Here is a 24,068-nt window from a genome sequence, read left to right as displayed (position 1 = left end):
GCGGGCCGACTATTTGCGCGGCTTGGCCCGCGCCGTCGGCTCGGCGATCAGCGGGTCATCGGGCCAGTAATGTTTTGGATAGCGACCTTTTAGGTCCTTCTTGACCTCGGCATAGGTATTGGCCCAAAAGCTGGCCAGGTCCTGGGTCACCTGCACCGGACGGCGCGCCGGCGACAACAGGTGCAACTTGACCACCTGCCGACCACCGGCGATACGCGGCGTATCGGCCAGGCCGAACAGCTCCTGCAGACGCACCGCCAGCACCGGTGGCTGCTCGCTGTAATCCAGACCGATGCGCGAACCAGAGGGCACCTGCAGGCTGCGCGGGGCCAGTTCATCGAGGCGCGGCGGCAACGGCCAGGGCAGCAGGTTGTGCAGCAGCCCGGGCAGATCCAGGCTGGCGAAATGACTAAGGCGGGTGACCCGGTCCAGATAGGGTTGCAGCCAGTGCTCCAGGCTGGCCAACAGCGCGGCATCGCCGACATCCGGCCATTCGCTCTGGCCCTTGCTTGCCAGGTCGAGCCCGCGCAGCAGTGCCACCCGCGCCTGCCACTGGCGCAGCTCAGGAGTCCAGGGCAGCAGCGCCAGGCCCTTGCGCCGCACCATGCCGAGCAGGGCCTGGCTGCGTCGTTGTTCATCCAGCCCGGCAAGGGCTTCGCGGGCCAGCACCAGCTCGCCGACCCGACGCTGACGTTCGGCCCGCAGCACGCCTTCGCGTTCGTCCCAGTCGAGCACATCAAGGTCGCTGACCTGCTCGGCCAGCACGCTGTCGAACAGCTGCGGATCGAGTTCGGCGGCCAGATAGATGCGTTCCTCGCGCTGGCCCTGACGGCTGCCGAGGTCAGCCACCACCAGCCAGGCGTGCTTCATCAGCGCATCGGCCTCGGCAAACAGTGCCGCGCGGCCGTTGGCCAGGCGATACTCCGCGCCGCCGGCACGGCGTTGCTGGGCGATCCGGTCCGGGTAGGCGAACGCCAGCAGCGCGCCCAGCCAGCGTGGATGCTCGGGGTCGCTGAGCGCCTGCGGGCTGGGCCGGCGCTTGAGGTAACCGTGAAACTGCCGAGCCAGTTGCCGCGCCCGCTGCACCCCACCCTGAGCTGCACCTCGGGCAGCCCGCGACTCGCCCGCCAGCAGGACCAGACGACTGTGCAGATCGGCCCCCGCACCGCGCAGAATATCGCGCTCGCCCAGCAGCGCGGCCAGGTCGCAGGCCAATGCCCCCAGCCCCAGCTCCTGGCCACGCAACAGCAGGTGAGCGATACGCGGATGAGTCGGCAACTCGGCCATGGCCTGACCGTGACGGGTCAGCACGCCCTGGGCATCCACCGCCCCCAGGCGCGCCAGCAACTCCATGGCCTGGGCATAGGCCGCCGCCGGCGGTGGATCGAGCCAGACCAGCTCGGCCGGCTGCACACCCCAGCGCACCAACTGCAGCGCCAGGCCGGTCAGATCAGCCTGGAGGATTTCCGCCGCGCCGTAAGCCGCCAGCTGTTCGTGCTGGGTCTGGGACCACAGCCGATAACAGGCCCCCGGCTGCAGACGGCCGGCCCGCCCGGCGCGCTGGGTGGCCGAGGCGCGGGAAATACGCTGGGTGTCCAGACGGGTCATGGCGCTGTTCGGGTCGAAGCGCGGCACCCGCGCCAGGCCGGCGTCGACCACCACTCGCACGCCGTCGATGGTCAGGCTGGTTTCGGCGATATTGGTCGCCAGCACCACCTTGCGCAGGCCCGGCGGTGCGGGTTCGATGGCGGCGCGCTGGGCGCTCAGTTCCAGCTCGCCATGCAGCGGGCAGAGCAGAATATCCATGCGGCCCTCCAGGGCCGTGGTTAGCTGTTCGGCGACTCGGCGAATTTCGGCCTGGCCAGGGAGAAACACCAGCAGGCTGCCCGGCTCATCGTCCAGGGCCTGCAATACCGTCTGCACCACCCGCGGCTCAAGCCAGTCGCCGGGCTGAAACGGCGCACCCCAGCGAATATCCACCGGGAACATGCGCCCCTCGCTGCGCAGCACCGGGGCATCGTCGAGCAGGCCGGCCAGGCGTTCGCCTTCCAGGGTCGCCGACATCAGCAAGACCTTCAGGGGCGGCTCGCCGGAGTCCTCGCCGCGCAACATCGCCCGGCCGTTGAGGCACAGGGCCAGAGCCAGATCGGCATCCAGGCTGCGTTCGTGAAATTCATCGAAGATCACCAGGCCCACGCCTTCCAGCGCCGGATCGTCCTGCAGCCGCCGGGTCAGTATGCCTTCGGTGACCACCTCGATACGGGTACGCGGGCCGACCTTGCTGTCCAGACGGATGCGATAGCCGACGGTTTCCCCCACCCGCTCGCCCAGCTCGCTGGCCAGGCGCTCGGCAGCGGCGCGCGCGGCCAGACGGCGCGGTTCGAGCATGATGATGGTCTGCCCGGCCAGCCAGGGTTGCTCCAGCACGGCCAGGGGCACGCGGGTGGTCTTGCCGGCACCGGGCGGCGCTTCCAGTACGGCTTCGTGGCGGCTGGCCAGGGCCGCGCACAGGGCGGGCAACAGGGCATCGATAGGCAGGGAAGTCATGACGGCTCCAATCGGGGGAGCCGATTATAGCGGCGAACCCGGAGAGCATTGCCGCGGTCTTAAATACGGCATAGCGCTATTGCCATGCCGGGATTGTATAGTTGCGCCAGTTTTTCTCAGGAGATGCTCAATGCCCATCCATAAGCGCGTACTCAGTGGCCTGCTGGCCGCCACCCTGCTGACTCAACTCAGCGCCTGCGGCACCCTGTTCTTTCCGGAGCGCCGCGGCCAGATCGAAGGTCGGATCGACCCAGCGGTGGCAGCCCTGAACGCCATCGGCATCCTGTTCTATGTGATTCCCGGCCTGATCGCCTTCGGCATCGACTTTGCCACTGGCGCGATCTACCTGCCCGGCGGCCTGACCTCCCAGGTCAACCCTGAAGACCTGCACAACCTGGTCGAGGCCGACGGCCAGATCGACCCGACCAAGCTCAAGGCCCTGATCGAAGTGCAGACCGGCCATAGCCTGCCGCTCGATGATCCGCGCCTGATCCGCCACAGCGGCAGCGCCGAACAGCTGGCGGCCTACGGCTTGCGTCCAGCAGCCTAAGCTCGTCACTAGAAAGCTCCAAAGTAAAAGCCCGCTATTGCGACGGGCTTTTCTTATTATTTGAATCCGGGCGCGCTAGCCTTGGCAGAACTCGCCCCATACTGGATAGCCCGTGACCATATTGCCGCAACACGCCCGCCTGATGCGCCTGGCCACCTTTGCCGCGCTGGCGACCGCACTCACTCTGGCGCTGGCCAAAGCCATCGCCTGGTGGCTCAGCGGCTCAGTCAGCCTGTTGGCGGGGCTGACCGACTCGCTGCTCGACGGCGCAGCCTCGCTGCTCAACCTGATCGCCGTGCATTACGCCCTGCGCCCCGCCGACGAGAATCATCGCTACGGCCACGGCAAGGCCGAAGCCCTGGCCGGGCTGGGACAGGCCCTGTTTATTGGGGCCAGTGCCTTGCTGGTGGGCGTCCATGGCATCGAGCGCTGGCTCGATCCGCAACCCATAGGTGCGCCCGCGCTGGGCATCGCTGTAATGCTGCTGTCACTGGCGGCAACCCTGGCACTGCTGCTGTTCCAGCGCCACGTCGTGCGCCTGACCGGTTCCACGGCGATTCGCGCCGACTCGCTGCACTACCGCTCCGATCTGCTGCTCAACAGCGGCATTCTGCTTGCCCTGCTACTGGCCAGTTACGGCTGGCCACAACTGGATGCGCTGTTTGGCATCGGTATTGCGCTGTTTATTCTCTGGAGTGCGCTGACTATCGCCCGCGAGGCAGCGGGCGTGCTGATGGATCAGGAGCTGGCACCGGAGCTCAGCGAGCGCATCCACCTTCTGGCATGCGGTGTACCCGGAGTGCTCGGGGCTCATGACCTGCGCACGCGCAAGTCCGGCACCCAATGGTTCGTACAGCTGCATGTGGAGCTGCCGAGCGAGTTGACCCTGCTTCAAGCCCACGTGTTGAGCGAGCAGGTGGAAGCGGCGATACGCGCCGAGTTCCCCCGCGCCGAAGTTCTGGTGCATGCGGACCCATGTGACGCCAGCACGCCCTTGCAGAGCTGACCCCACTCCCGGCACAACCAGGGATTACAGGCACAACTGCATAACTCGGCCGAACTGGATTTCCCGCATATGCTGAACAGGCATTCCTGCTCCGTGGAACGTGCACCATGAAGAAGACCAGTTTCGAAAAACTTTATCGCGAGCATCTGCCCGATGCGATCGAAAAGCGACTGGACATCCAGCACAAGCCGCAACTTATTTCCGACGCCGTACTCGGCGGCATAGATGGTTGTGTTACCACCTTCGCCGTAGTCGCAGGCGCTGTCGGGGCCGGGTTCTCGGCACCCGTGGCGCTGATCATGGGCTTCGCCAACCTATTTGCCGACGGCTTCAGCATGGCTGTGAGCAATTACGAGGCGATCAAAGCTCAACGTGAATTCCGCGAAAAGATCAGGTGCATGGAAGAGGAGCACATTGATCGAATACCGGAAGGTGAACTCGAAGAGATTCGCCAGGTGTTCTACCGTAAAGGTTTCAGTGGCGAAACACTCGAGTCGATAGTCCAGACGATCAGCCAAGATCGTCAGCTCTGGGTCGAAACCATGCTGACTGAAGAACACGGCCTGCAGACTATCGAGCTGGACCCCATTCGCTCGGCCAGCGCGACCTTCGCGGCCTTTCTGCTGGCCGGGGCAATCCCCCTGTTACCGCTGTTTTTCAACGCGCAGGGCATCAAACGACAATTCATCTTCAGCGCGATTCTGGCGGCGATCGTGTTTTTTGGCATTGGCACGTTGAAGAGCCTGGTATTTGCCAAACCCATGCTGCGTGCGGGCTTGAGCACCCTGCTTACTGGCGGCGCGGCGGCCAGCCTGGCATATCTGACGGGGTATGTATTGCGCCATGTATTGGCCACCGGATAGATGACAGGCAGGCTTAGTCGGCGGCGCATCTAATTGACACAAAAAAGGGAGACCTGCAGGCCTCCCTTTTTTGTGTGTCCGTGATTGGCGACGATAACGCCTTTTTCTTCGCCCGCCTGGTTGGGCAGTGCGGACCCGGGTGCCGTGGCGATCCGGTAGGATCGGCGGCGTCCGCTCACCTGATTGGGCGAAGCGGCTGGACGAGTCGTCCGGGCCTTGAAACTGAGGTAAAGCTTACCCGCACCCGCGCAGCAGAAGATTGCGAATATTGCTGATATACCTATAACTTGCGCAATTAATCGCCACAGGTACATGATTCTGCACAAGCAAATAACGCAAGCATGGGAAATATGAACAGACTTGACCGCTACGACCTGAATATCCTCGCCGAACTGCAGCGTGACGCCACCCTGTCCAACCAGGATCTGGCCGAACGCATCGGCCTGTCGCCCTCACCCTGCTCGCGGCGGGTCAAGCAGCTGGAAGACGACGGTTATATCCTCGGCCAGGTGGCCCTGCTCGACCGCAAGAAGCTCGGCCTGAGCCTGACCGCCTATGTGCTGATCGGCATGGACAAACACACCCCGGAACGCTTCGAGCATTTTCAGGAAGAAATTCGCAAATGCCCGGAGGTGCTCGAATGCTGCCTGGTGACCGGTATGGATGCCGACTACCAGCTCAAGGTGGTGGTGCCGGACATGGATCATTACCAGAAGCTGCTGCTGGGCACCCTGACCCGTATCGAGGGGGTTTCCAGCGTGCGTTCCAGCTTCGTGCTGCAGCAGATCCTCTCCAGCACCCAGCTGCCCCTGCAGCACCTGCGTAGCTGAAGCCACCGCGCATCCGCAGGGCATCGCAGCGAGGGCACGCGCGGCGTATACTCGCCGGCGTTTTACTGTGCCTTGTGCGGCCCCGCCATAAGAGCCTGGTGCTCAAACAATAACAATCGCCTCGCCCACCTCCCGCCACTGCTGGCGGCACAGTCCTGTTTTCGCTGATTAGAGGTTGCGATGGAAACTGCGTTGTTTGAAGAGCTGATGATGACCGTACTGGTCGGCGGCCTGGTGCTGTTTATGGCGTTTATCGTCTGGGACCTGGCGAAGAAATCCAAGGCCGGCCGCTTCGGCACCATGATCCTGTTCCTCGCCCTGGGCCTGGGCGTGCTCGGTTTTATTATCAAGACCTTTGTTATCGCCGGGCTGGAAGGCGTTTAGGCCCGCTGCGTCAAGAACAGGCTCCCAGAACCCTTACACACGACCTAACCACTCACCCAGGCTGCATATAGATGCGGCCCGGGCAGGCTTTTTTTCAGGAGAAACCATGAACGCCGCCGATCGCGTAATGCAGAGCTATGGACGCTGCTGTGCCAGCCCGGATTTTTTCGACAGCTTTTACCGGCACTTCCTCGCCAGCTCAGCCGAGGTGCGGGAGAAGTTCGCCAATACCGAGATGAACGGACAAAAGCTGCTGCTGCGTCAGGGCATTCTCAACCTGGTGATGCATGCGCGCGGCATGCCCGACACCAAGCTGCGCGCCCTGGGCTGCAGTCACTCCCGCGCCGCCATGGACATTCGCCCAGAGCTGTATGTCTTGTGGCAACAGGCACTGCTGCAGACCATCGGCGAGCATGATCAGCAGTACTGCAACGAAACCCGCAGCGCCTGGAATGAGGTGCTGGACAAGGGCATCGCCGTTATCAAGGCCGGCTACTGATCAATCCAGCCGGGCCGGCACCTCGCGCCACTGCCCCGGCTGCAAATCATCCAGGCTGAACGGGCCGATACGCACCCGCACCAGGCGCAGGGTCGGCAGGCCTACCGCTGCAGTCATACGGCGCACCTGGCGGTTGCGCCCCTCACGAATCACCAGTTCCAGCCAGGCCGTCGGGATGCTTTTGCGAAAGCGTACCGGCGGGTTGCGCTCCCAAAGCTGCGGCTCATTCAGCAGACGCGCTTCGGCCGGCAGGGTCGGCCCATCATTCAATTGCACACCCTCACGCAACTGCAGCAACTGCGCCTCGCTCGGCTCACCTTCAACCTGCACCCAATAGGTTTTCGCCAGCTTGTGCTTAGGGTCGGCGATGCGTGCCTGCAGGCCGCCGTCGTTGGTCAGCAGCAGCAGACCTTCGCTGTCACGATCCAGCCGGCCAGCCGGATAGACGCCAGGCACATCGACAAAATCCTTGAGGGTGGCGCGGCCCTGCTCGTCGTTGAACTGGGTCAGCACATCGAAGGGCTTGTTCAGCAGCAGCAAACGCGGCTCGGCGGGCGGTGCCTTGGCCACACGGCGCACGGCAGGTTTGCCGCTGTGCGGACGAGAGGACGCAGGGCGAGATGGGCGCGACATAGGTGATCCAGCTGAAGGTTACGAGGCGGTCAGTGTAACCGAGGCCAAGGTAGGACTATCAGTCTGAGTGATCCGCACAGCCTTCCCCGGCGTGGCGGGCTATGCTGGCAAGGTTGCGTTTCCCGTCCCGAGGCCATTGTTATGAGTTCGTCCGAATCCATCGTCGATACCTTCACCGGCTGGGCCGCCAAGGCCCCCGGTGCCCCCCTCGAACCGCACAGCTATGACCCCGGCCCGCTGGGTGCCGAAGAGGTCGAAGTGGCAGTGGAGTACTGCGGCATCTGCCACTCCGACCAATCGATGATCGACAACGAGTGGGGCAATGCGCGCTACCCCTTTATCCCTGGCCATGAAGTGGTCGGCACCGTGGTGCGCCTCGGCCCGCAGGCCCGCGGCCTCAAGCTTGGCCAGCGGGTGGGTATCGGCTGGTACAAGGGCAGCTGCATGCATTGCAGCTCCTGCATGGAAGGCGCGCACCAGCTGTGCGGCACGGTAAAACCAACGATCGTTGGCAGCAATGGCGGTTTCGCCGACCGCCTGCGCAGTCACTGGGCCTGGGCCGTACCGCTGCCGGACGGCCTCGACCCGGCACTGGTCGGCCCGCTGTTCTGCGCCGGCTCAACCGTGTTCAGCCCGCTGCTGGATTTCGACGTAAAACCCACCGATAAGGTCGGCGTGGTGGGCATCGGCGGCCTTGGCCATCTGGCGCTGGGCTTCCTAAATGCCTGGGGCTGCGAAGTCACCGCCTTCACCTCATCGCTGAGCAAACAGGAAGAAGCCAAACGCCTGGGTGCGCACAAGGTAGTGGCATCAACCGATAGCGCTGCGCTGAAAGCCATTGCCGCCAGCCTGGACTTCCTGCTGGTCACCGCCAGCGCGGACCTCGACTGGAACGCCATGATCGGCACCCTGCGCGGCAAGGGCCGGCTGCACTTCGTCGGCATCGTGCCCAGCGCAATTCCGGTGCATGTGTTCAACCTGATCCCGAAGCAGAAGAGCATGTCCGGCTCGCCCGTCGGTTCACCGGCGAATATGGCGAAAATGCTGGAATTCTGCGCGCGCCATCAGATCCTGCCGCAGGTCGAGCACTTCCCCATGAGCAAGGTAAACGAGGCCATCGACCACCTGCGCGCTGGTAAAGCGCGCTACCGCGTGGTGCTGGATGCCCGCAAATAAACTGAGCTTGAAATAGAAAAGCCCGAGGCGCAAACCTCGGGCTTTTTTATGCAACACGTACCGCTAGCGGAACGGCGGCTCATCAAAGCTGCGCAGTTTCCGCGAGTGCAACGAGTTGAGCTGGCCGCGTAGCAGGTCAAGGGCGGTGATGCCGATATGCAGGTGCTGGGTAACCGCCCGCTCGTAGAAAGCCCCCGCCGCCCCGGGCAGCTTGATCTCGCTGTGCAGCGGCTTGTCCGAGACGCAGAGCAAGGTGCCGTAGGGCACCCGCAAGCGGTAGCCTTGCGCGGCGATGGTGCCGCTTTCCATGTCCACCGCCACGGCGCGGGACAGGTTGATCAGCGGTCGCTCCTGGGCCCAGCGCAGTTCCCAGTTGCGGTCGTCGTAGGTCAGCACGGTGCCGGTGCGCAGGCGTTTCTTCAGCTCGTCGCCCTGCTCGCCGGTCACCTGCCGGGCCGCCTCCTGCAACGCCTGCTGCACTTCGGCCAGGGCCGGCAGCGGGATGTTCGGCGGCAGCACGCGGTCGAGAATGCCGTCGCGGCGCATATAGGCGTGGGCCAGCACGTAGTCGCCGATGGTCTGCGACTGACGCAGGCCGCCGCAGTGGCCGATCATCAGCCAGCAATGGGGGCGCAGCACGGCCAGGTGATCGGTGATGTTCTTGGCGTTGGATGGGCCGACACCGATATTGACCAGGGTGATGCCATGGCCGTCCTCGGCCTGCAGGTGGTAGGCGGGCATCTGGTAACGGTGCCAGATGACGTTCTCGATGACCGCCTGCATCTCGCCTTCGGCCATGCCGCGCTCGATCACCACGTTGCCCGGCAGCACCATGCGGTTGAAGCGCGACTCGCCCACAAGCATGTCCAGACCGTGACGAATGAACTGGTCGACGTAGCGGTGGTAGTTGGTCAGCAGAATCCACGGCTGCACATGCCGCCAGTCGCTGCCGGTGTAATGCACCAGGCGGCGCAGGGAGAAGTCCACCCGCGCGGCATCGAACAGCGCCAGTGGCAGCGGGTCGGTATTTTCCCAGTCGTACAGGCCATCGGCGGTGCCGTCGGTGGCAGCGGACAGGTCGGTGCTGGGGAAGACCCGCGCCAATTCGGCGGCGGTCACCCCGGAGCCGGCCAGTTCATCGCCCTGCTCGACCACGTAGGGGTAGGGAATGTTCTGCTGGCTGATGCCCACCTCGACGCGCACGGTGAAGTCGCTCATCAGCGGGCGCAGCTGCTCCAGCAGGTATTTGCGAAACGCCGCCGGGTGGGTGACGGTGACGCTGTAGGTGCCCGGCACCTGCACCTTGGCGTAGGCGCGCACGGTGGTCGGCACTTCGCCCTGACACAGGTAGATCAGGCGCAGCTCCGGGTAGCGAAAACGCGACTGCTGTTCGGCATCCGGCTTGATACGTTCCTTGAGATAGCGCTTGAGCGCCTGGCTCAAGCCCGTGGTCGCCTGCAGGTGCAAGGCGGCCAGACGATCCACCGCTTCTTCAGCGGTGTTGGCGACAATAAAGTCATCGGAACAAGGGTTCACAGGGCACCTTCCTGGCTGATCTCAATGGCTCTATCTTGCCCTGATCCGCCGCGTTTGCGATAGCGCGACATCGCTTACTCGCGCGCAGCCAGCAGCTGCCGCAAATCCTCGGGCAGCGCCTGCGGCTTCAGCGGCCCGACCCGCCGCGTACCGGGATTGCCCAGGGGATACAGGCCGAAGAGCGAACCCAGACTCCCAGGCACGCGCAGCAGTTGCGCGGCGCATTCGGCCCAGTCGCGCTGCCGCCAGGCCCAGGCGAGCAGCCACAGATGGCTGCGCAGGTGCTCAAGGAACACCGACTGGCCTAGAATGTGCGCGCGCTCCAGGTGATAGAGCTCGGCCGCGGGATTCAGACCACGCTGCAGCAGAGCTTGCTGGTATTCATGGCAAAAGGCTTGTTGACGGTTCATTGCGGGGCACCTCTGGCTTGATTTGCAGCCAGTCTGCAGCTGCGGGGCCGCCCCCAGGTCAAGCGCCAACGGCTAATCTGTTCAACACCACCGCCCAAGGATCACGGCATGCTGCGCCTATCGATAATCTGCCTGTTTGGCCTGCTGCCTGCGCTACTGGCCGCCGCCGAACTGGACGGTCACTACCTCGCCCGCCTCGACGGCCAGCCGGCCGAGATGATCCTGCGCAGCCAGGGTTCACAGGTCGAGGGCGAATATGTGGAGCGCAACAACCTGCGCTTGAAGATCAGCGGCCACTTTGACGGCCAGTTACTGACGGCGCAGATCAGCGAGCCGGGCTCGGGCTTGCTGATCGCCAATATGAATGCCAACTACGCCAGCGGCATGCTCAATGTACGCATCGCCGCCCGCAGCCCACGCAGCGGCGAGGTGCTGGAACGCGAGGCGCTGTTCCACCGGCAGACCCAACGTCTGCAGACCGCCAAGGCAGAGGAGCAAAGTCAGCAACGCGATCCGGCACTGGTCGGCACCTGGGTGCACGAGCAGCAGATCAATAGCGGCGGTGCCAGCTTCGCCAGCATGAGCACCCAGATGATCCTGCAACTGAACGCCGACGGCCGCGTGTCGCAATGGACCCGCAGCGTCGCAGGCGGCGCAGACTGGCACCACGACAGCCCCGGCGAATTGCAATACAGCGGCCTCTGGCAAAGCGTCGATGGCCTGCTGATGGTGCAACTGCACGGCCAGAACGACTACCAACCCGCCGCCTACTACCGCTTCAGCGAGCAGTACCTGATCACCGAAAGCAATACCGGCAAGCTGATCTGGCAGAAGCGCTGACAGCGCCACCGCAAAAGCCTGACCAGCCCTCAGAGCCCAGCCGGCGCGCTGCGCGCCACCAGCGCCTCAACATCAATACCTCGCGGCAAGGTGCCGTAGACCCGCCCGCCCTGGCCGCCCAGACGGCTGGCGATAAAGGCGTCGGACACCTGAGCGTTGCCCGCCTCCAGCAGCAGCTTGGCCTGCAGGGCCAGGGCCACGTCTTCGGTGAGCTGGCGGGCGCGGTACTGGATATCGGCGGTGTCGGCAAAATCCGCCTGGAGTTTTTCGATATGCGCCTTGAGGCGGGCATCGCCATGGCCGTCGCCCAGTTCATGGAACAGCGCATCGAGGACGCCGGGTTCCTTGGACAGAGCGCGCAGCACGTCCAGGCATTGCACGTTGCCCGAGCCTTCCCAGGTGGAGTTGACCGGTGCCTCGCGGTACAGCCGCGGCAGAATGGTGTCCTCGACATAACCGGCTCCACCCATGCACTCGGCGGCCTCGTTGATCATCGCTGGCGCGCGTTTGCAGATCCAGTATTTGCCCACGGCGGTGACCAGGCGGGCGAACTTGCTTTCCTGCGGGTCTGTGGGGTTGTCCAGCGCCTTGCCCATGCGCAGGGTCAGGGCCAGCGCCGCCTCGCTCTCCAGGGCCAGATCGGCCAGCACGTTCTGCATCAGCGGCTGCTCGCTCAGTACGCGACCGCCAACCTGGCGATGGGCGCAGTGGTGGGCGGCCTGGGTCAGGGCCTGACGCATCAGGGCGCTGGAGCCGATCATGCAGTCGAAACGGGTCAGCGCCACCATCTCGATAATGGTCGGCACGCCGCGGCCTTCGTCGCCGACCATCCAGGCCAGGGCACCGCGAAACTCCACTTCGCTGGAGGCGTTCGACCAGTTGCCCAGCTTGTTCTTCAGGCGCTGGATATAGAACTCGTTGCGCGTGCCGTCCGGGCGATGGCGCGGCAGCAGAAAGCAGGTCAGGCCCTTGTCGGTGTGAGCCAGGGTCAGGAAGGCGTCGCACATGGGAGCCGAGCAGAACCACTTGTGGCCGACCAGCTCGTAAGCCTGGCCCGGGCCGCCGAGGCCCACCGCATAGGCGCGGGTGGTGTTGGCGCGCACATCGGTGCCGCCCTGCTTCTCGGTCATGGCCATGCCGATGGTCGCGCCGGTTTTCTGCTCGATCGGCAGATTGCGCGGGTCGTACTGGGTCGAGAGGATTTTCGGCAGCCAGAGCTCGGCCAGGTCCGGCTGCAGCTTCAACGCCGGCACGCTGGCGAAGGTCATGGTCAGCGGGCAACCGCTGCCGGCCTCGGCCTGGCTGTGCAGGTAACTCATGGCGGCGCGGGCCACCTGGGCACCGGACTGCGGCTCGGTCCAGGGCATGGACGGCAGGCCATGCTCGATGGCCGCGCTCATCAACTGGTGATAGGCCGGGTGGAACTCCACCAGATCGACGCGATGACCGTAACGGTCGTGGCTCTTGAACACCGGTTTGTTCTCGTTGGCGAGAAAGCCCGCGGCCATCAGTTCGCCGCCGGCCAGAGCCCCGTAGGCATCCAGACGCTGCTCAGCCCAGCCGCCGCCGAAGCGCTTGGTCCACTCCTGCAGCGGCAGGTCGAGGCGGTACAGGTTGGCCCCATCCAGCGGCGGCACCTGGTTGAACACTTCATGGGTTTCGGCATGCTGACTGGCATTCATGGCTGCGGCTCCTTTTCAGGCAAGGGTGCGCCCACGGCGCGTAGACAGAAGGTGACCAGACCCTGACTGACTTCACTCAGGCTGGGGGCGGGATAACCGGCTTCGCGGGCGGCGCGAGCAGGGGGCGATAAAGGTCCGACCAGGGCTTCGGCAATGGCCCCGACCAGGCAGGCGGCGGTCAGGCCGAGATGGGGCACGTGGAATACGCCTGCGGCGCTGCCTTGTTCGAGTAACTCGCCGAACAGCTCGGCATAGGCCTCACGGAAGAGCAGGCGCTGCTCGTCGACCTGCGGCTCGACCGGCTCGGCGATCAGAGCAAAGGCCAGACGCCGGCTGTGCCAGGCGCGCGCGGCAAACTGCTGCAAGCCGGCAGCCAGACGCTCGGCAGGTGGACCCGGGCCGCGCAGGGTCTGCAGCAGCGCATCGAGCTCGCCCTGACTGGCTATCGCAAAGACTTCAGCGGCCAGTTCGCCCTTGTTGCGAAAATGCCGATACAGGCTGCCGGTGGCGACGCCCGCGGCATCGGCCAGGGCCTGCATGGTCAAGGCGGCGAACCCGCCTTCGACCACCAGCGCCAGGGCGCAGGCGAGTATACGTTCACGCAGGGCCTGGTCGCGGTCGATACGCAGGGCTGTGGTGCGGTAAGCCATGATCTGAATCCTGATTCACTATTGCTCAAGTGAATCAGGATTCAGAGTTTGGCTAAAGGGCGATTCCGGGCACAACAGCAGGCATAAATGCCATGCGATGGCGCATATCGCATGGCAGCTGTTTGAGGTCAGGAGCCTGTCGGACTTTTCCACAGTAGAACAGCATTAAGTCCGACAGCTCCTAGGCCTCGCGGCAGAGCAACCAGTCATGCAACAGGCGGCGCAACTGCTCGAATTTCACCGGCTTGGCCAGGTAGTCGCTCATCCCCGCGGCCAGGCAGCGCTCGCGGTCGCCGCTATGACTATGGGCCGTAATGGCCAGCACCGGCACATCGGCGCAGCCTGGCAGATTGCGCAGCGCCCGGCAGGTGGCAAAGCCATCCATCACCGGCATCTGGCAATCCAGCAGAATGGCGTCGACCGGCTCGTTACGCAGTAACTCCAGGGCCTCGGCACCGTTGTCGGCGGTGCGCACCTGGTAGCCCAGTTTAAGCAGCATGCCGCGGGTCACCAGCTGATTGATGGCGTTGTCTTCCACCACCAGCACCGTGCACTGCTGCGGCTGGCGCAGCACCGGCGCATTGACAGGCCGCGGCACAGCCGCCTGCTCCGGAGTATGCACCGGTAACGCCAGAGGCACTTCGAGGCGAAAACGGCTGCCCTGCCCCGGCTGCGACTCATGGCTGAGGCTGCCGCCGAGCAGGTCGACCAGCTGCCGACAGATCGCCAGACCGATACCCAGACCGCCATATTCGCGGGTCATGGAGCCATCCAGCTGCTGGAAGCGCTGATACAGGCGCACGTCCGGCGGCGTCTCGAAGCCCACACCGCTGTCTACCACCTCGATGCACAGCGGCAGGTTGTCGGAGCCGTTACCCACACGACTGACCCTTAGCTGAACCGCGCCATGACAGGTGAACTTGATCGCATTATCGAGCAGACAACCCAGGCTTTGCGCCAGCTTGCCGGCGTCCCCCTCCAGGGTGTCGGGCAGGCTTTCATCCAGCTGCAGCTCGAAGCGCAGACCCTTGCCCTCGGCGCGCGGCGCATACTGCGCACGCAGGCCGTCGAACAGGCCGCGCAGGCTGAAGGGCTCGCGCCGCGGGTAGAGCTTGCCGGCCTGCAGCTCGGTCAGGGTGAGGATGTCGTTGACCATGCGCATCATGTCCCGCGCCGAGCTGGCCGCAGTCTTCTGGTACTGCGCCAGTTCGCCGTCGAGCCGGACCATCTGCATCAGCTCCAGCGAACCGATCACCCCGTTCATCGGCGTGCGCAGCTCATGGGTGACGGTGGCGAGAAATTCGTCCTTGAGCCGGTTGTTGTTGGCCAGCTCCTGGTTCAGTGCCTCCAGTTCGAGCCCGGCGTCATGCAGGATGCGCGCGCGCTCCTCCTTCATCGCATTGATCCGGTCGGCCAGGGCCAGGGACAGCAGGCCGACCTCCAGGGCCGAACCGATCTGGCTGGCATACATGGTCAGGAAGATATTCGGCAGGTAGCCCAGCACCATCAGCGTATTGATCGCCCCGCCGGCGAGAAAGGCGCTCCAGGCGATGATGAAGTAGCGCGCCACACGCATGCCGCGCAACCAGGCCAGCACCCCGGCGACGAAGATCACCACGGTAAAGGTCAGCGCCAGGAAGGTGGCCAGACGCAGGGCCAGCGCATAGCTGACCGTGACCGCCAGCACCATCACCCCGGCACCGCAGGCCATCATCACCAGCAGGATGCGGTCGACCCAGGGGCTGTGCTCGGCGGTATGCAGAAAGCTGCGGGCGAACTGGCAGCCAAACAGCGCCGCCGAGCCGATCAGAAAGGGGGTGGCGGCATTCGCCCACCAGGGGTTATTGGGCCAGAAGTACTCGATACCGGCCCCATTGACCGAGACCTGGTAGAAGCCGAACGAGGCGATATAGAAGATGTAATACAGATAGCTGGTGTCGCGCACGCTGAGGAAGATAAACAGGTTGTAGATCAGCATCACCAGCAGCACGCCGTAAATGATGCCAAGCACATAGATCCGCGCCGGCTGCTCTTCCAGATAGGCATTCGGGGCCCAGAGCGTCAGCGGAGCCTGGATCGAGCCCTGGCTCTGCAGGCGCAGATAGATGCGCTGCGGCTGGTTCGGCGGCAGTTTGAGCTCGAACAGGTAGTTGTGCTGCTTGATCTCCCGACTGGCAAACGGCAGGGCGTCACCGGTGCGCTGGGCCAGACGGAAGCCGCCCTCGGGCGCGGGCAGGTAGAGCTCGAGATAATCCAGGGGCGGGTAGGCCAACTCCAGCAACCAGGGCTGCGCCCCCTTCAGTTGAACCGGCTGATAATCCAGGTCGAGGCGCAACCAGAACACCGAACGCGAGTAGCCGGCATTCAGCACCGCCTTGTCATGGGGGCGGAAACTGGCCTGCAGCGCCGGCGAGGTGATGTCCTCGATGCTGGCATCGCCGCGTACATCCTCGAATACCGACATGGTCTTGCCGAGAGACAGGCTGCGGGTGTTTTCATCAAACACCAAGGCCCCGGCCAAACCTGGCAGCAACATAAAGAAACAGAGAAGGATGTAATGCATGCAGCTCAGCCAGAGTAAGCCAGCAGCGCCTAAGAACGCCGCTGGAACGGTGTGTTGGGATGCCGGCACTCTAGCATAGGCCTTTGCGCCAGAGCCCCAGAAAAACCTGAACAGCCTGGAGTCTCACAACCTTCGATGGGCCGAGCCACTGCGCTATACCGACATGCGAAAGATCGTCTTCCAGTCTGGCTTTCCTGCCGTTTTGGGGTCTGCAATCGCCGGTTTGGTGGTAAGCTCGCGCACCATGAAAACGCCTACTTCTCGCCCCGTAGTGCTGTGCCTGTCCGGTCACGACCCCAGTGGCGGTGCCGGCCTGCAAGCCGATATCGAAGCCCTGCTCGCCCAGGGCTGTCACGCCGCTCCAACCGTGACCGCGCTGACCGTGCAGGACACCGTCAACGTTTCCGACTTCCGCGTGCTCGACCGCGAGTGGGTGCTGGCCCAGGCCAATGCGGTGATCAACGACCTGCCGATCGAAGCGGTCAAGTTGGGCATGCTTGGCTCGGTGGAGATGGTCGAAACCGTAATCGAGATCATGCAGCGTCTGCCGGGCATTCCCCTGGTCTGCGACCCGGTGCTGCGCGCTGGCGGCGGCGGCGCGCTGGGCAAGGATGAAGTCGGCTATGCCATGCGCGAACGGCTGTTCGCCGTCTCGACCATCGCCACGCCTAACCTGCCGGAAGCACGCATCCTCGCCGAACTGCCGGATGGCACGGCCGATGAGTGCGCCGAGAAACTGCTGCCCTATATCCAGCACCTGCTGATCACCGGCGGCCATGGCGATGAGCATGAAGTGCACAACCGCCTCTACAGCCGCGACGGCAGCCGCCACACCTTTACCTGCCAGCGTCTGCCCGGCAGCTACCACGGCTCCGGCTGCACCCTGGCCAGCACCCTGGCCGGTCGCCTGGCACTGGGCCAGGAACTGGTTAGCGCCGTGCAGTTCGCCCTCGACTACACCTGGCGCACCCTGCGCGACGCCGAACAGCCTGGCCACGGCCAGTACATTCCGCGCCGCCTGCCGCTGGATGCGTATTAATAGAAAGCAGCTGATGGAGCGCTTGCGATGAAACTGCGTGGCCTGTATGCCATCACCGACAGCGAATTGCTCAAGGGCAAGCTGCTGCCTTACGTCGAGGCTGCCCTCAAGGGCGGCGCGACGCTGCTGCAATACCGCGACAAATCGACCGACGAGGCCCGCCGCCTGCGCGAAGCCGAGGCCCTGCGCGAGCTGTGCAACCGCTATGGTGCCGCGCTGATCATCAACGACGATGCCGAACTGGCCGCCCGCCTCGGTGTAGGCCTGCACCTGGGGCAAACCGACGGTTCGCTGTCCGTCGCCCGCGCCCTGCTCGGGCGCAAGGCGATCATCGGCGGCACCTGCCACGCCCAGCTGGAGCTGGCCGAGGCCGCTGCCAGGGAAGGAGCCAGCTATGTCGCCTTCGGCCGCTTCTTCAATTCCAACACCAAGCCTGGCGCACCGGCCGCCTCGCTCGAACTGCTGGCGGCGGCGAAGGCCAAGGTCAACCTGCCGATCGTCGCCATCGGCGGCGTGACCCTGGACAACGCTCCCGCGCTGATCGCCCACGGTGCCAGCATGGTTGCGGTGGTCCACGGCCTGTTCGGTGCCGATTCGGCCAGCGAGGTCGAACGCCGCGCCCGCGCCTTTAGCGACCTGTTTATCACTGCTTAATATCGATAGAGGGCGACCCTGCTCGCCCCGACTCCCAGCTTGAGAGGCCCTGCCATGTCCCGCTCCGAAATCCTCTTCGCCAGTGCCCAGAAACACATCCCCGGCGGCGTCAACTCGCCGGTGCGCGCGTTCAAAAGCGTCGGCGGCACCCCGCTGTTCTTCAAACACGCCGAAGGTGCCTACGTCACCGATGAAGACGACAAGCGCTATGTCGACTACGTCGGCTCCTGGGGCCCGATGATCCTCGGCCACAGCCACCCGGACGTACTCGATGCGGTGCGTCGCCAGCTGGAACACGGCCTGTCCTATGGCGCGCCGACCGCCATGGAAACCGAGATGGCCGACCTGGTCTGCGCCATGGTGCCGTCGATGGAGATGGTGCGCATGGTCAGCTCCGGCACCGAGGCGACCATGAGCGCCATCCGCCTGGCCCGCGGCTTTACCGGCCGCGACAGCATCATCAAGTTCGAAGGCTGCTACCACGGCCATTCCGACAGCCTGCTGGTCAAGGCCGGCTCGGGCCTGTTGACCCAGGGCGTACCCAGCTCGGCGGGCGTGCCGGCGGCCTTCGCCAAACACACCCTGACCCTGCCGTTCAACGACATCGACGCGGTCGCGCAGATGCTCGGCGAAGTCGGCAGCGAAGTGGCCTGCATCATCGTCGAGCCGGTGGCCGGCAATATGAACTGCGTGCCGCCGGCCCCGGGCTTTCTCCAGGGCCTGCGCGAGCAGTGCGACAAGCATGGCGTGGTGCTGATCTTCGACGAGGTGATGACCGGTTTCCGCGTCGCCCTCGGCGGTGCCCAGGCCCATTACGGCGTGACCCCGGACCTGACCACCTTCGGCAAGATCATCGGCGGCGGCATGCCGGTCGGCTGCTTCGGCGGCAAGCGCGAAATCATGTCCTGCATCGCCCCGCTCGGCCCGGTCTACCAGGCCGGCACCCTGTCGGGTAACCCGCTGGCCATGGCCGCCGGCCTGACCACCCTCAAGCTGATCAGCGCGCCGGGCTTCCATGCCGCCCTCAGCGACTACACCAGCCTGATGCTGCAAGGCCTGCAGGATCGTGCCGATGCCGCTGGCATCCCGTTCGTCACCACCCAGGCCGGTGGCATGTTCGGCCTGTATTTCAGTGGGGCCGACGATATCGTCACCTTCGACGACGTGATGGCCAGCGACGCCGAGCGCTTCAAGCGCTTCTTCCACCTGATGCTGGCGGGCGGCGTGTACCTGGCTCCGAGCGCCTTCGAGGCCGGTTTCACCTCCATCGCCCACGGCGAAACCGAGCTGAAGATCACCCTGGACGCCGCCGAACGCGCGTTCGCCGAGCTGCAGAAGGCCTGATGCAGTACAGCACCGCACTGTCCGACGGCCTGCTGGCTCTGGCCTGCCTGACCTGCGTGGCGGTGATCGGCACGGCGCGCAAGCGTTATGGCGAGGGCGACCAGCCGGCGCTGTTCTGCGCCCTGCTGGGCTTTCTGCTGCCAGCTGCGGCCGCCTCGGTCGGGGTGATGCGCTACGGCGTCGACTCCGACTGGCAGGCCGCGCACCTGTGGCTAAGCCAGGCCAGCAAATTTCTCGCCCTGCCGCTGCTGGGGGCCGCCGCCCTGGCTCTGGGTCGCGGCTGGGCCTGGAGTCGGCCGAACTGGGGCCGCATCGTGCTGGGCCTGTGCGCCTTTTTCGAGCTGTTCCGGCAGATGAACCTGCTCGACGACTACCGCCTGCTGCTCAACCTGGCCACCCTGCTGCTGATTCTCTATGCCGGCGCGGTGCAATGGCCGCGTCGCCTGCCGCTGGCGGCCGCAGCTACAGTGGTCGGCCTGTTTCTGCTGGCCGGGCTGGCCGTCGGCACCGAGGGTTTTATCGGTCCGCTACGCCGCGTCGACCTGTTTCATGGCCTACTGACACCGGCCTATCCGCTGCTGGCCTGGCTACTGCTAAACCTGCCGGGCAGCGCCAAAATAGCTGACCTGGGAGAAAACCCGGTAAAGACTTTGTAAGAACGCCGCTGCTTATTTCATAATGCGAAGGCCGACGCGTTTCGTCGGCCAGGCACACCGCCTGCTCTGCACTCGAGGTAAATGGATTTTCATGAAACGCACCGGCCGCACCCTGTCCATGGGCTGCCTGTTGCTTCTGCTCCCCCTGCTCGCAATGGCGGGAGGCAATACCCTGCTGATCCCTGCGCCTGGCAGTTGCTCGCTGAATACCGCCCCCGAAGACCTGCCCGACGCCCTCGCGGCCTGCCAGCAGGCCGCGCAGAACGGCGACCTGCAGGCCGAGTACGAGCTGGGTGAGTTCTATTACGACGGCAAACGCACCGAGCGCGATCTGGGCCAGGCGCTTAAATGGTTCGAACAGGCCTCGCTGCAGGGCCATGCCCCGTCGCAGTACCGCCTGGGCATGATGTTCTTCCGCGGCGAAGGTGTGCCGGCCAATAACGTCCAGGCTTATATAGTGCTGAAGATGGCGGCGGTGAATGGCTCGGACGAAGCCATGGACAGCGCCGACCTGATCGCCGCGCAAATGCCCCGCGAAGAACTGGAAATCGCCAGCCAGGTGCTCGGGCAGATCTTCCGCAGCTACCTGCTGGAGCTGCAGAACGCCGACGCCCTTACCTCGCCGTTTGCCCCGCTGCCGTAGGGTGGGTCGGGCGGCGTAGGTTGAGTCTGCGATACCCATCATCAGGCCGCATGGGTATCGCTTCGCTCAACCCATCCTATGCATTACGCGACAATCGCCATCGCCAGCAAGGACCAGGCGTCCTCCTGGCTTCTACAGGTTTACTTATCCGGCATCGGCATGGGGAAGGGCATCACATTGCCGCCGCCCTTGGCTTCGCTGATCTTCGGCGTGCCCAGGCGCTCGACTTCGTCGATGCGGATAATTGCGTGCATGGGGATAAAGCTGCGCACCACACCGTCGAACTGGGCCTTGAGCTTTTCTTCGCTGGGGTCGACCACCACCTGGGTGCGCTCGCCGAAGACGAACTCCTCCACCTCCAGAAAGCCCCACAGATCGCTTTGAAAGATCTGCTTGGCGTACATCTCGTACACCTGGCCCTGGTTAAGGAAAATCACCTTGTAGATAGGCTCGCGTTTGCTCATGGCTATGCAGTTCGCACCGGGGGTTAATTTTGGAGGGCGGAAATCATAGCATAGCCGCCGAGCAGCCAATGCTAGGAACCCGAGCCTTCGGCCTCTATAATGCGCGGTTCTTCGTTCCCCCTTGTTGAGCGCGCATGACCAAGAAGCTTTATATCGAAACCCACGGTTGTCAGATGAACGAGTACGACAGCTCGCGCATGATCGACCTGCTGGGCGAACATCAAGCCCTGGAAGTCACCGAGAAGGCGGCAGACGCCGACATCATCCTGCTCAACACCTGCTCGATCCGCGAAAAAGCCCAGGACAAGGTGTTCTCGCAACTTGGCCGCTGGCAAAAGCTGAAGATTGCCAACCCGGACCTGGTGATCGGCGTCGGCGGCTGCGTAGCCAGCCAGGAAGGCGCGGCGATCCGTGATCGCGCGCCCTACGTCGACGTGGTCTTCGGCCCGCAGACCCTGCATCGCCTGCCGGAAATGATCGACGCTGCGCGCACCACCAAGATCGCCCAGGTCGACATCAGCTTCCCCGAGATCGAGAAATTCGACCGCCTGCCCGAACCGCGCGTCGACGGCCCCAGCGCCTACGTGTCGGTGATGGAAGGTTGCAGCAAGTACTGCACCTTCTGCGTGGTGCCCTATACCCGCGGCGAAGAAGTCAGCCGCCCGATGGCCGATGTGCTCGGCGAAATCATCCACCTGGCCGAACACGGCGTGCGTGAAGTCACCCTGCTCGGGCAGAACGTCAACGGCTACCGCGGCGCGACCCAGAGCGGGCAGATCGCCGACTTCGCCGAACTGCTCTATGCAGTAGCGGCGATCGACGGCATCGACCGTATTCGCTACACCACCAGCCATCCGCTGGAGTTCTCCGACGCGCTGATCCAGGCCCACGCCGAGATCCCCGAGCTGGTGAAATACCTGCACCTGCCGGTGCAATCGGGCTCGGACCGCATTCTCGCAGCGATGAAACGCAACCACACCGCCCTGGAATACAAGTCGCGCATCCGCAAGCTGCGCGCCGCGGTGCCGGACATCCTGATCAGCTCGGACTTTATCGTCGGCTTCCCCGGAGAAACCGAGAAGGACTTCGAGCAGACCATGAAGCTGGTCGAGGATGTCGGTTTCGACTTCTGCTACTCCTTCGTCTACAGCGCGCGCCCCGGCACTCCGGCGGCCGACCTGCCCGACGACACGCCGCTGGAGCTGAAAAAACAGCGCCTGGCACTGCTGCAGCACCGCATCACCCAACAGGGCTTCGAAAACAGCCGACGCATGGCCGGCACCGTGCAGCGCATTCTGGTCAACGATTACTCGAAGAAGGACCCGGGCATGCTCCAGGGCCGCACCGAGAGCAACCGGGTGGTCAACTTCCGCTCCGACAACCCGCGCCTGATCGGCCAGTTTGTCGACGTGCACATCGACGAAGCCATGCCCAACTCGCTGCGCGGCACCCTGCTGTAGGGTGGATGTCGCTTTTTACATCCACCATGGCTGCGTGACTGGTGGATGGGTGAGGCGTCATCCACCCTACGCGAGCGGCTCTGCAACAGACCGCTGGTAGGCCGAGCTTCCCCCTAGCGGCCGCTAGCGCTATTCTTCGCCCATTACCCCAGCCGACTGGCGGCCATCAAACGACCTTGAACACACCCATAGAACCCCATCGTTTTATCCTTGAACCCTTTGAGGCCCGCCGCTTCGCTAACCTGTGCGGCCAACTCGACGAGCACCTGCGTTTGATCGAGCAGCGTCTGGGGATCGAAATCCGCAACCGCGGCAACCAGTTCGAGCTGATCGGCACGCCGGAGCAGACCCGCTCCGCGGAACAACTGCTGCGCCGCCTCTATCGCGAAAGCAAGAGCACCGAGCTGTCGCCCGACCTGGTTCACCTGTTTCTGCAGGAATCCGGCATCGAAGAGCTGGCCAACCCCATCGCCGAAGCCAGCGTCGCCCTGCGTACACGCAAGGGCATGATCCGCCCGCGCGGGGTCAACCAGCAGCGCTACGTCAAAGCCATTCTCGAGCACGACATCAACTTCGGCGTCGGCCCGGCCGGTACCGGCAAGACCTACCTGGCGGTGGCCTGCGCCGTGGATGCCCTGGAGCGCGAGCAGATTCGCCGCATCCTGCTGGTGCGCCCGGCGGTAGAGGCTGGCGAGAAGCTCGGCTTCCTTCCTGGCGACCTCTCGCAGAAGATCGACCCCTATCTGCGCCCGCTCTACGACGCACTCTACGAGATGCTCGGCTTCGAGCAGGTGGCCAAGCTGATCGAGAAGCAGGTGATCGAGGTCGCGCCGCTGGCCTATATGCGCGGCCGCACCCTGAACAACAGCTTTATCATCCTCGACGAAAGCCAGAACACCACCCTGGAACAGATGAAGATGTTCCTCACCCGCATCGGCTTCGGCTCGACCGCGGTGATAACCGGCGACATCACCCAGGTCGACCTGCCGCGCGGCACCAAGAGCGGCCTGACCCACGTGATCGACGTGTTGCGCGACGTGCCCGGCATCAGCTTCACCCACTTCAAACCCAAGGACGTGGTGCGCCACCCCCTGGTGCAACGTATCGTCGAGGCCTACGAGCGCTATGACAATCGCATGCACGGCAAGCTGGTAGACGAGGACGACAGCAATGCTTGAGCTGGACCTGCAGATCGCCAGTGAAGCCGCCGATCTGCCGAGCGAAGCGCAGTTTCGCACCTGGTGCGCGCTCGCCCTGCGCCAGCGCAGTGCCGACTCCGAGCTGACCATCCGCCTGGTCGATGAGCCCGAGGGCCGCGAGCTGAATAACACCTGGCGGCATAAGGATTACGCCACCAACGTACTGTCCTTCCCTGCCGATGTGCCGGACGAGATGCTGGATATCCCGCTGCTCGGCGATCTGGTGATCTGCGTGCCGGTGGTTGAGCGCGAAGCCCAGGAACAAGCCAAGACCCTGGATGCACATTGGGCGCACCTGGTGATCCACGGCTGCCTGCACCTGCTCGGCTACGACCATATCGAGGACGCGGAAGCCGAAGAGATGGAAGCACTGGAACGAGAATTGCTCGCCGAACTGGGGCACCCCGACCCCTACGCCGACCACGAATAACCCACCCACA

24 protein-coding genes are annotated in these 24,068 nt (G+C 64.3%); 16 read left to right on the top strand and 8 right to left on the bottom strand.

From position 1 onward, the window contains the following. Positions 1-9: 9 nt before the first annotated feature. Positions 10-2,547 carry an ATP-dependent helicase HrpB gene (hrpB, locus tag WMW70_RS14660; protein WP_341438198.1) on the bottom strand — a complete coding sequence of 846 codons (2,538 nt, stop codon included), beginning with the start codon at positions 2,545-2,547 and terminating at the stop codon, positions 10-12. Between the two features lie 130 nt (positions 2,548-2,677). On the opposite strand from hrpB, the gene WMW70_RS14655 reads away from it, so the two are divergent. The 6 genes from WMW70_RS14655 (at position 2,678) to WMW70_RS14630 (ending at position 6,679) form a co-directional block, all read left to right on the top strand. After that, the gene (locus WMW70_RS14655; RefSeq protein WP_341438197.1) at positions 2,678-3,097 is read left to right on the top strand and encodes a polyribonucleotide nucleotidyltransferase; all 420 of its coding nucleotides are present in this window, start codon (positions 2,678-2,680) and stop codon (positions 3,095-3,097) included. A 142-nt stretch (positions 3,098-3,239) separates the two neighbouring features. After that, positions 3,240-4,103: a cation diffusion facilitator family transporter gene (locus tag WMW70_RS14650; protein ID WP_445942153.1), complete on the top strand. Its 864-nt coding sequence runs from the start codon at positions 3,240-3,242 to the stop codon at positions 4,101-4,103. Between the two features lie 107 nt (positions 4,104-4,210). Continuing rightward, complete coding sequence (locus WMW70_RS14645; RefSeq protein WP_341438194.1) at positions 4,211-4,966, top strand: VIT1/CCC1 transporter family protein; 756 nt, start codon at positions 4,211-4,213, stop codon at positions 4,964-4,966. Positions 4,967-5,316: 350 nt separating this feature from the next. After that, the gene (locus WMW70_RS14640; RefSeq protein ID WP_325504085.1) at positions 5,317-5,796 is read left to right on the top strand and encodes an Lrp/AsnC family transcriptional regulator; all 480 of its coding nucleotides are present in this window, start codon (positions 5,317-5,319) and stop codon (positions 5,794-5,796) included. A 180-nt stretch (positions 5,797-5,976) separates the two neighbouring features. Then, the gene (locus tag WMW70_RS14635; protein WP_341438193.1) at positions 5,977-6,180 is read left to right on the top strand and encodes a DUF2788 domain-containing protein; all 204 of its coding nucleotides are present in this window, start codon (positions 5,977-5,979) and stop codon (positions 6,178-6,180) included. A 106-nt stretch (positions 6,181-6,286) separates the two neighbouring features. Continuing rightward, positions 6,287-6,679 (top strand): globin, encoded by a 393-nt coding sequence (locus tag WMW70_RS14630; RefSeq protein WP_341438192.1) that lies wholly within the window; start codon positions 6,287-6,289, stop codon positions 6,677-6,679. Here WMW70_RS14630 and WMW70_RS14625 read toward each other — a convergent pair whose 3' ends face one another. Next, positions 6,680-7,249, bottom strand: coding sequence for a pseudouridine synthase (locus WMW70_RS14625; RefSeq protein ID WP_341438468.1), 570 nt, complete (start codon positions 7,247-7,249; stop codon positions 6,680-6,682). It lies immediately after the preceding gene. A gap of 204 nt (positions 7,250-7,453) precedes the next feature. Here WMW70_RS14625 and ahr point away from each other — a divergent pair, with 204 nt between their 5' ends. Further along, entirely contained in the window at positions 7,454-8,488 is a 1,035-nt protein-coding gene (ahr, locus tag WMW70_RS14620) for an NADPH-dependent aldehyde reductase Ahr (protein WP_341438191.1), read from the top strand. A 63-nt stretch (positions 8,489-8,551) separates the two neighbouring features. Here ahr and amn read toward each other — a convergent pair whose 3' ends face one another. Then, on the bottom strand, positions 8,552-10,024 hold the full coding sequence (gene amn, locus WMW70_RS14615; RefSeq protein ID WP_341438190.1) for an AMP nucleosidase: 1,473 nt from the start codon (positions 10,022-10,024) through the stop codon (positions 8,552-8,554). Between the two features lie 74 nt (positions 10,025-10,098). Then, positions 10,099-10,434, bottom strand: a complete 336-nt coding sequence (locus tag WMW70_RS14610) for a DUF3703 domain-containing protein (RefSeq protein WP_341438189.1) — start codon at positions 10,432-10,434, stop codon at positions 10,099-10,101. Between the two features lie 108 nt (positions 10,435-10,542). Between WMW70_RS14610 and WMW70_RS14605 the strand changes: the two genes are divergently transcribed. Continuing rightward, a complete protein-coding gene (locus tag WMW70_RS14605) occupies positions 10,543-11,274 on the top strand; it encodes a hypothetical protein (RefSeq protein WP_341438188.1) in 732 nt (243 codons plus the stop codon). Between the two features lie 29 nt (positions 11,275-11,303). On the opposite strand, the gene WMW70_RS14600 is transcribed toward WMW70_RS14605, so the two are convergent. From WMW70_RS14600 to WMW70_RS14590, 3 genes are all read right to left on the bottom strand, one after another. Continuing rightward, entirely contained in the window at positions 11,304-12,956 is a 1,653-nt protein-coding gene (locus WMW70_RS14600; RefSeq protein ID WP_341438187.1) for an acyl-CoA dehydrogenase family protein, read from the bottom strand. Next, positions 12,953-13,606, bottom strand: a complete 654-nt coding sequence (locus WMW70_RS14595) for a TetR/AcrR family transcriptional regulator (RefSeq protein WP_341438186.1) — start codon at positions 13,604-13,606, stop codon at positions 12,953-12,955. The genes WMW70_RS14600 and WMW70_RS14595 overlap by 4 nt, the downstream gene beginning before the upstream one ends. Before the next feature lie 181 nt (positions 13,607-13,787). Further along, positions 13,788-16,169: a hybrid sensor histidine kinase/response regulator gene (locus WMW70_RS14590; protein ID WP_341438185.1), complete on the bottom strand. Its 2,382-nt coding sequence runs from the start codon at positions 16,167-16,169 to the stop codon at positions 13,788-13,790. 244 nt (positions 16,170-16,413) lie between these two features. On the opposite strand from WMW70_RS14590, the gene WMW70_RS14585 reads away from it, so the two are divergent. From WMW70_RS14585 to WMW70_RS14565, 5 genes are all read left to right on the top strand, one after another. Beyond that, positions 16,414-17,208, top strand: a complete 795-nt coding sequence (locus WMW70_RS14585; RefSeq protein WP_341438184.1) for a hydroxymethylpyrimidine/phosphomethylpyrimidine kinase — start codon at positions 16,414-16,416, stop codon at positions 17,206-17,208. A gap of 27 nt (positions 17,209-17,235) precedes the next feature. Continuing rightward, positions 17,236-17,862 carry a thiamine phosphate synthase gene (thiE, locus tag WMW70_RS14580; protein ID WP_341438183.1) on the top strand — a complete coding sequence of 209 codons (627 nt, stop codon included), beginning with the start codon at positions 17,236-17,238 and terminating at the stop codon, positions 17,860-17,862. Positions 17,863-17,916: 54 nt separating this feature from the next. Further along, a complete protein-coding gene (gene hemL / locus WMW70_RS14575; protein ID WP_341438182.1) occupies positions 17,917-19,206 on the top strand; it encodes a glutamate-1-semialdehyde 2,1-aminomutase in 1,290 nt (429 codons plus the stop codon). Further along, positions 19,206-19,862, top strand: coding sequence for a hypothetical protein (locus WMW70_RS14570; RefSeq protein WP_341438181.1), 657 nt, complete (start codon positions 19,206-19,208; stop codon positions 19,860-19,862). Before hemL ends, WMW70_RS14570 begins: the two co-directional genes overlap by 1 nt. Before the next feature lie 91 nt (positions 19,863-19,953). Next, a complete protein-coding gene (locus tag WMW70_RS14565) occupies positions 19,954-20,505 on the top strand; it encodes a tetratricopeptide repeat protein (protein WP_341438180.1) in 552 nt (183 codons plus the stop codon). Positions 20,506-20,645: 140 nt separating this feature from the next. Here WMW70_RS14565 and WMW70_RS14560 read toward each other — a convergent pair whose 3' ends face one another. Beyond that, positions 20,646-20,969, bottom strand: coding sequence for a DUF1820 family protein (locus WMW70_RS14560; protein WP_090249225.1), 324 nt, complete (start codon positions 20,967-20,969; stop codon positions 20,646-20,648). A gap of 134 nt (positions 20,970-21,103) precedes the next feature. Between WMW70_RS14560 and miaB the strand changes: the two genes are divergently transcribed. The 3 genes from miaB (at position 21,104) to ybeY (ending at position 24,058) form a co-directional block, all read left to right on the top strand. Further along, positions 21,104-22,429, top strand: coding sequence for a tRNA (N6-isopentenyl adenosine(37)-C2)-methylthiotransferase MiaB (miaB, locus tag WMW70_RS14555; RefSeq protein ID WP_341438179.1), 1,326 nt, complete (start codon positions 21,104-21,106; stop codon positions 22,427-22,429). 176 nt (positions 22,430-22,605) lie between these two features. Further along, positions 22,606-23,607, top strand: a complete 1,002-nt coding sequence (locus tag WMW70_RS14550) for a PhoH family protein (RefSeq protein ID WP_341438178.1) — start codon at positions 22,606-22,608, stop codon at positions 23,605-23,607. After that, positions 23,600-24,058: an rRNA maturation RNase YbeY gene (gene ybeY / locus WMW70_RS14545; RefSeq protein WP_341438177.1), complete on the top strand. Its 459-nt coding sequence runs from the start codon at positions 23,600-23,602 to the stop codon at positions 24,056-24,058. The genes WMW70_RS14550 and ybeY overlap by 8 nt, the downstream gene beginning before the upstream one ends. Positions 24,059-24,068: the final 10 nt, after the last annotated feature.

It is taken from the genome of Pseudomonas sp. XK-1, assembly GCF_038069885.1.
In the GTDB taxonomy this organism is placed as follows: Bacteria; Pseudomonadota; Gammaproteobacteria; order Pseudomonadales; family Pseudomonadaceae; genus Aquipseudomonas.
This window is presented reverse-complemented; position numbering and strand designations above follow the sequence as displayed.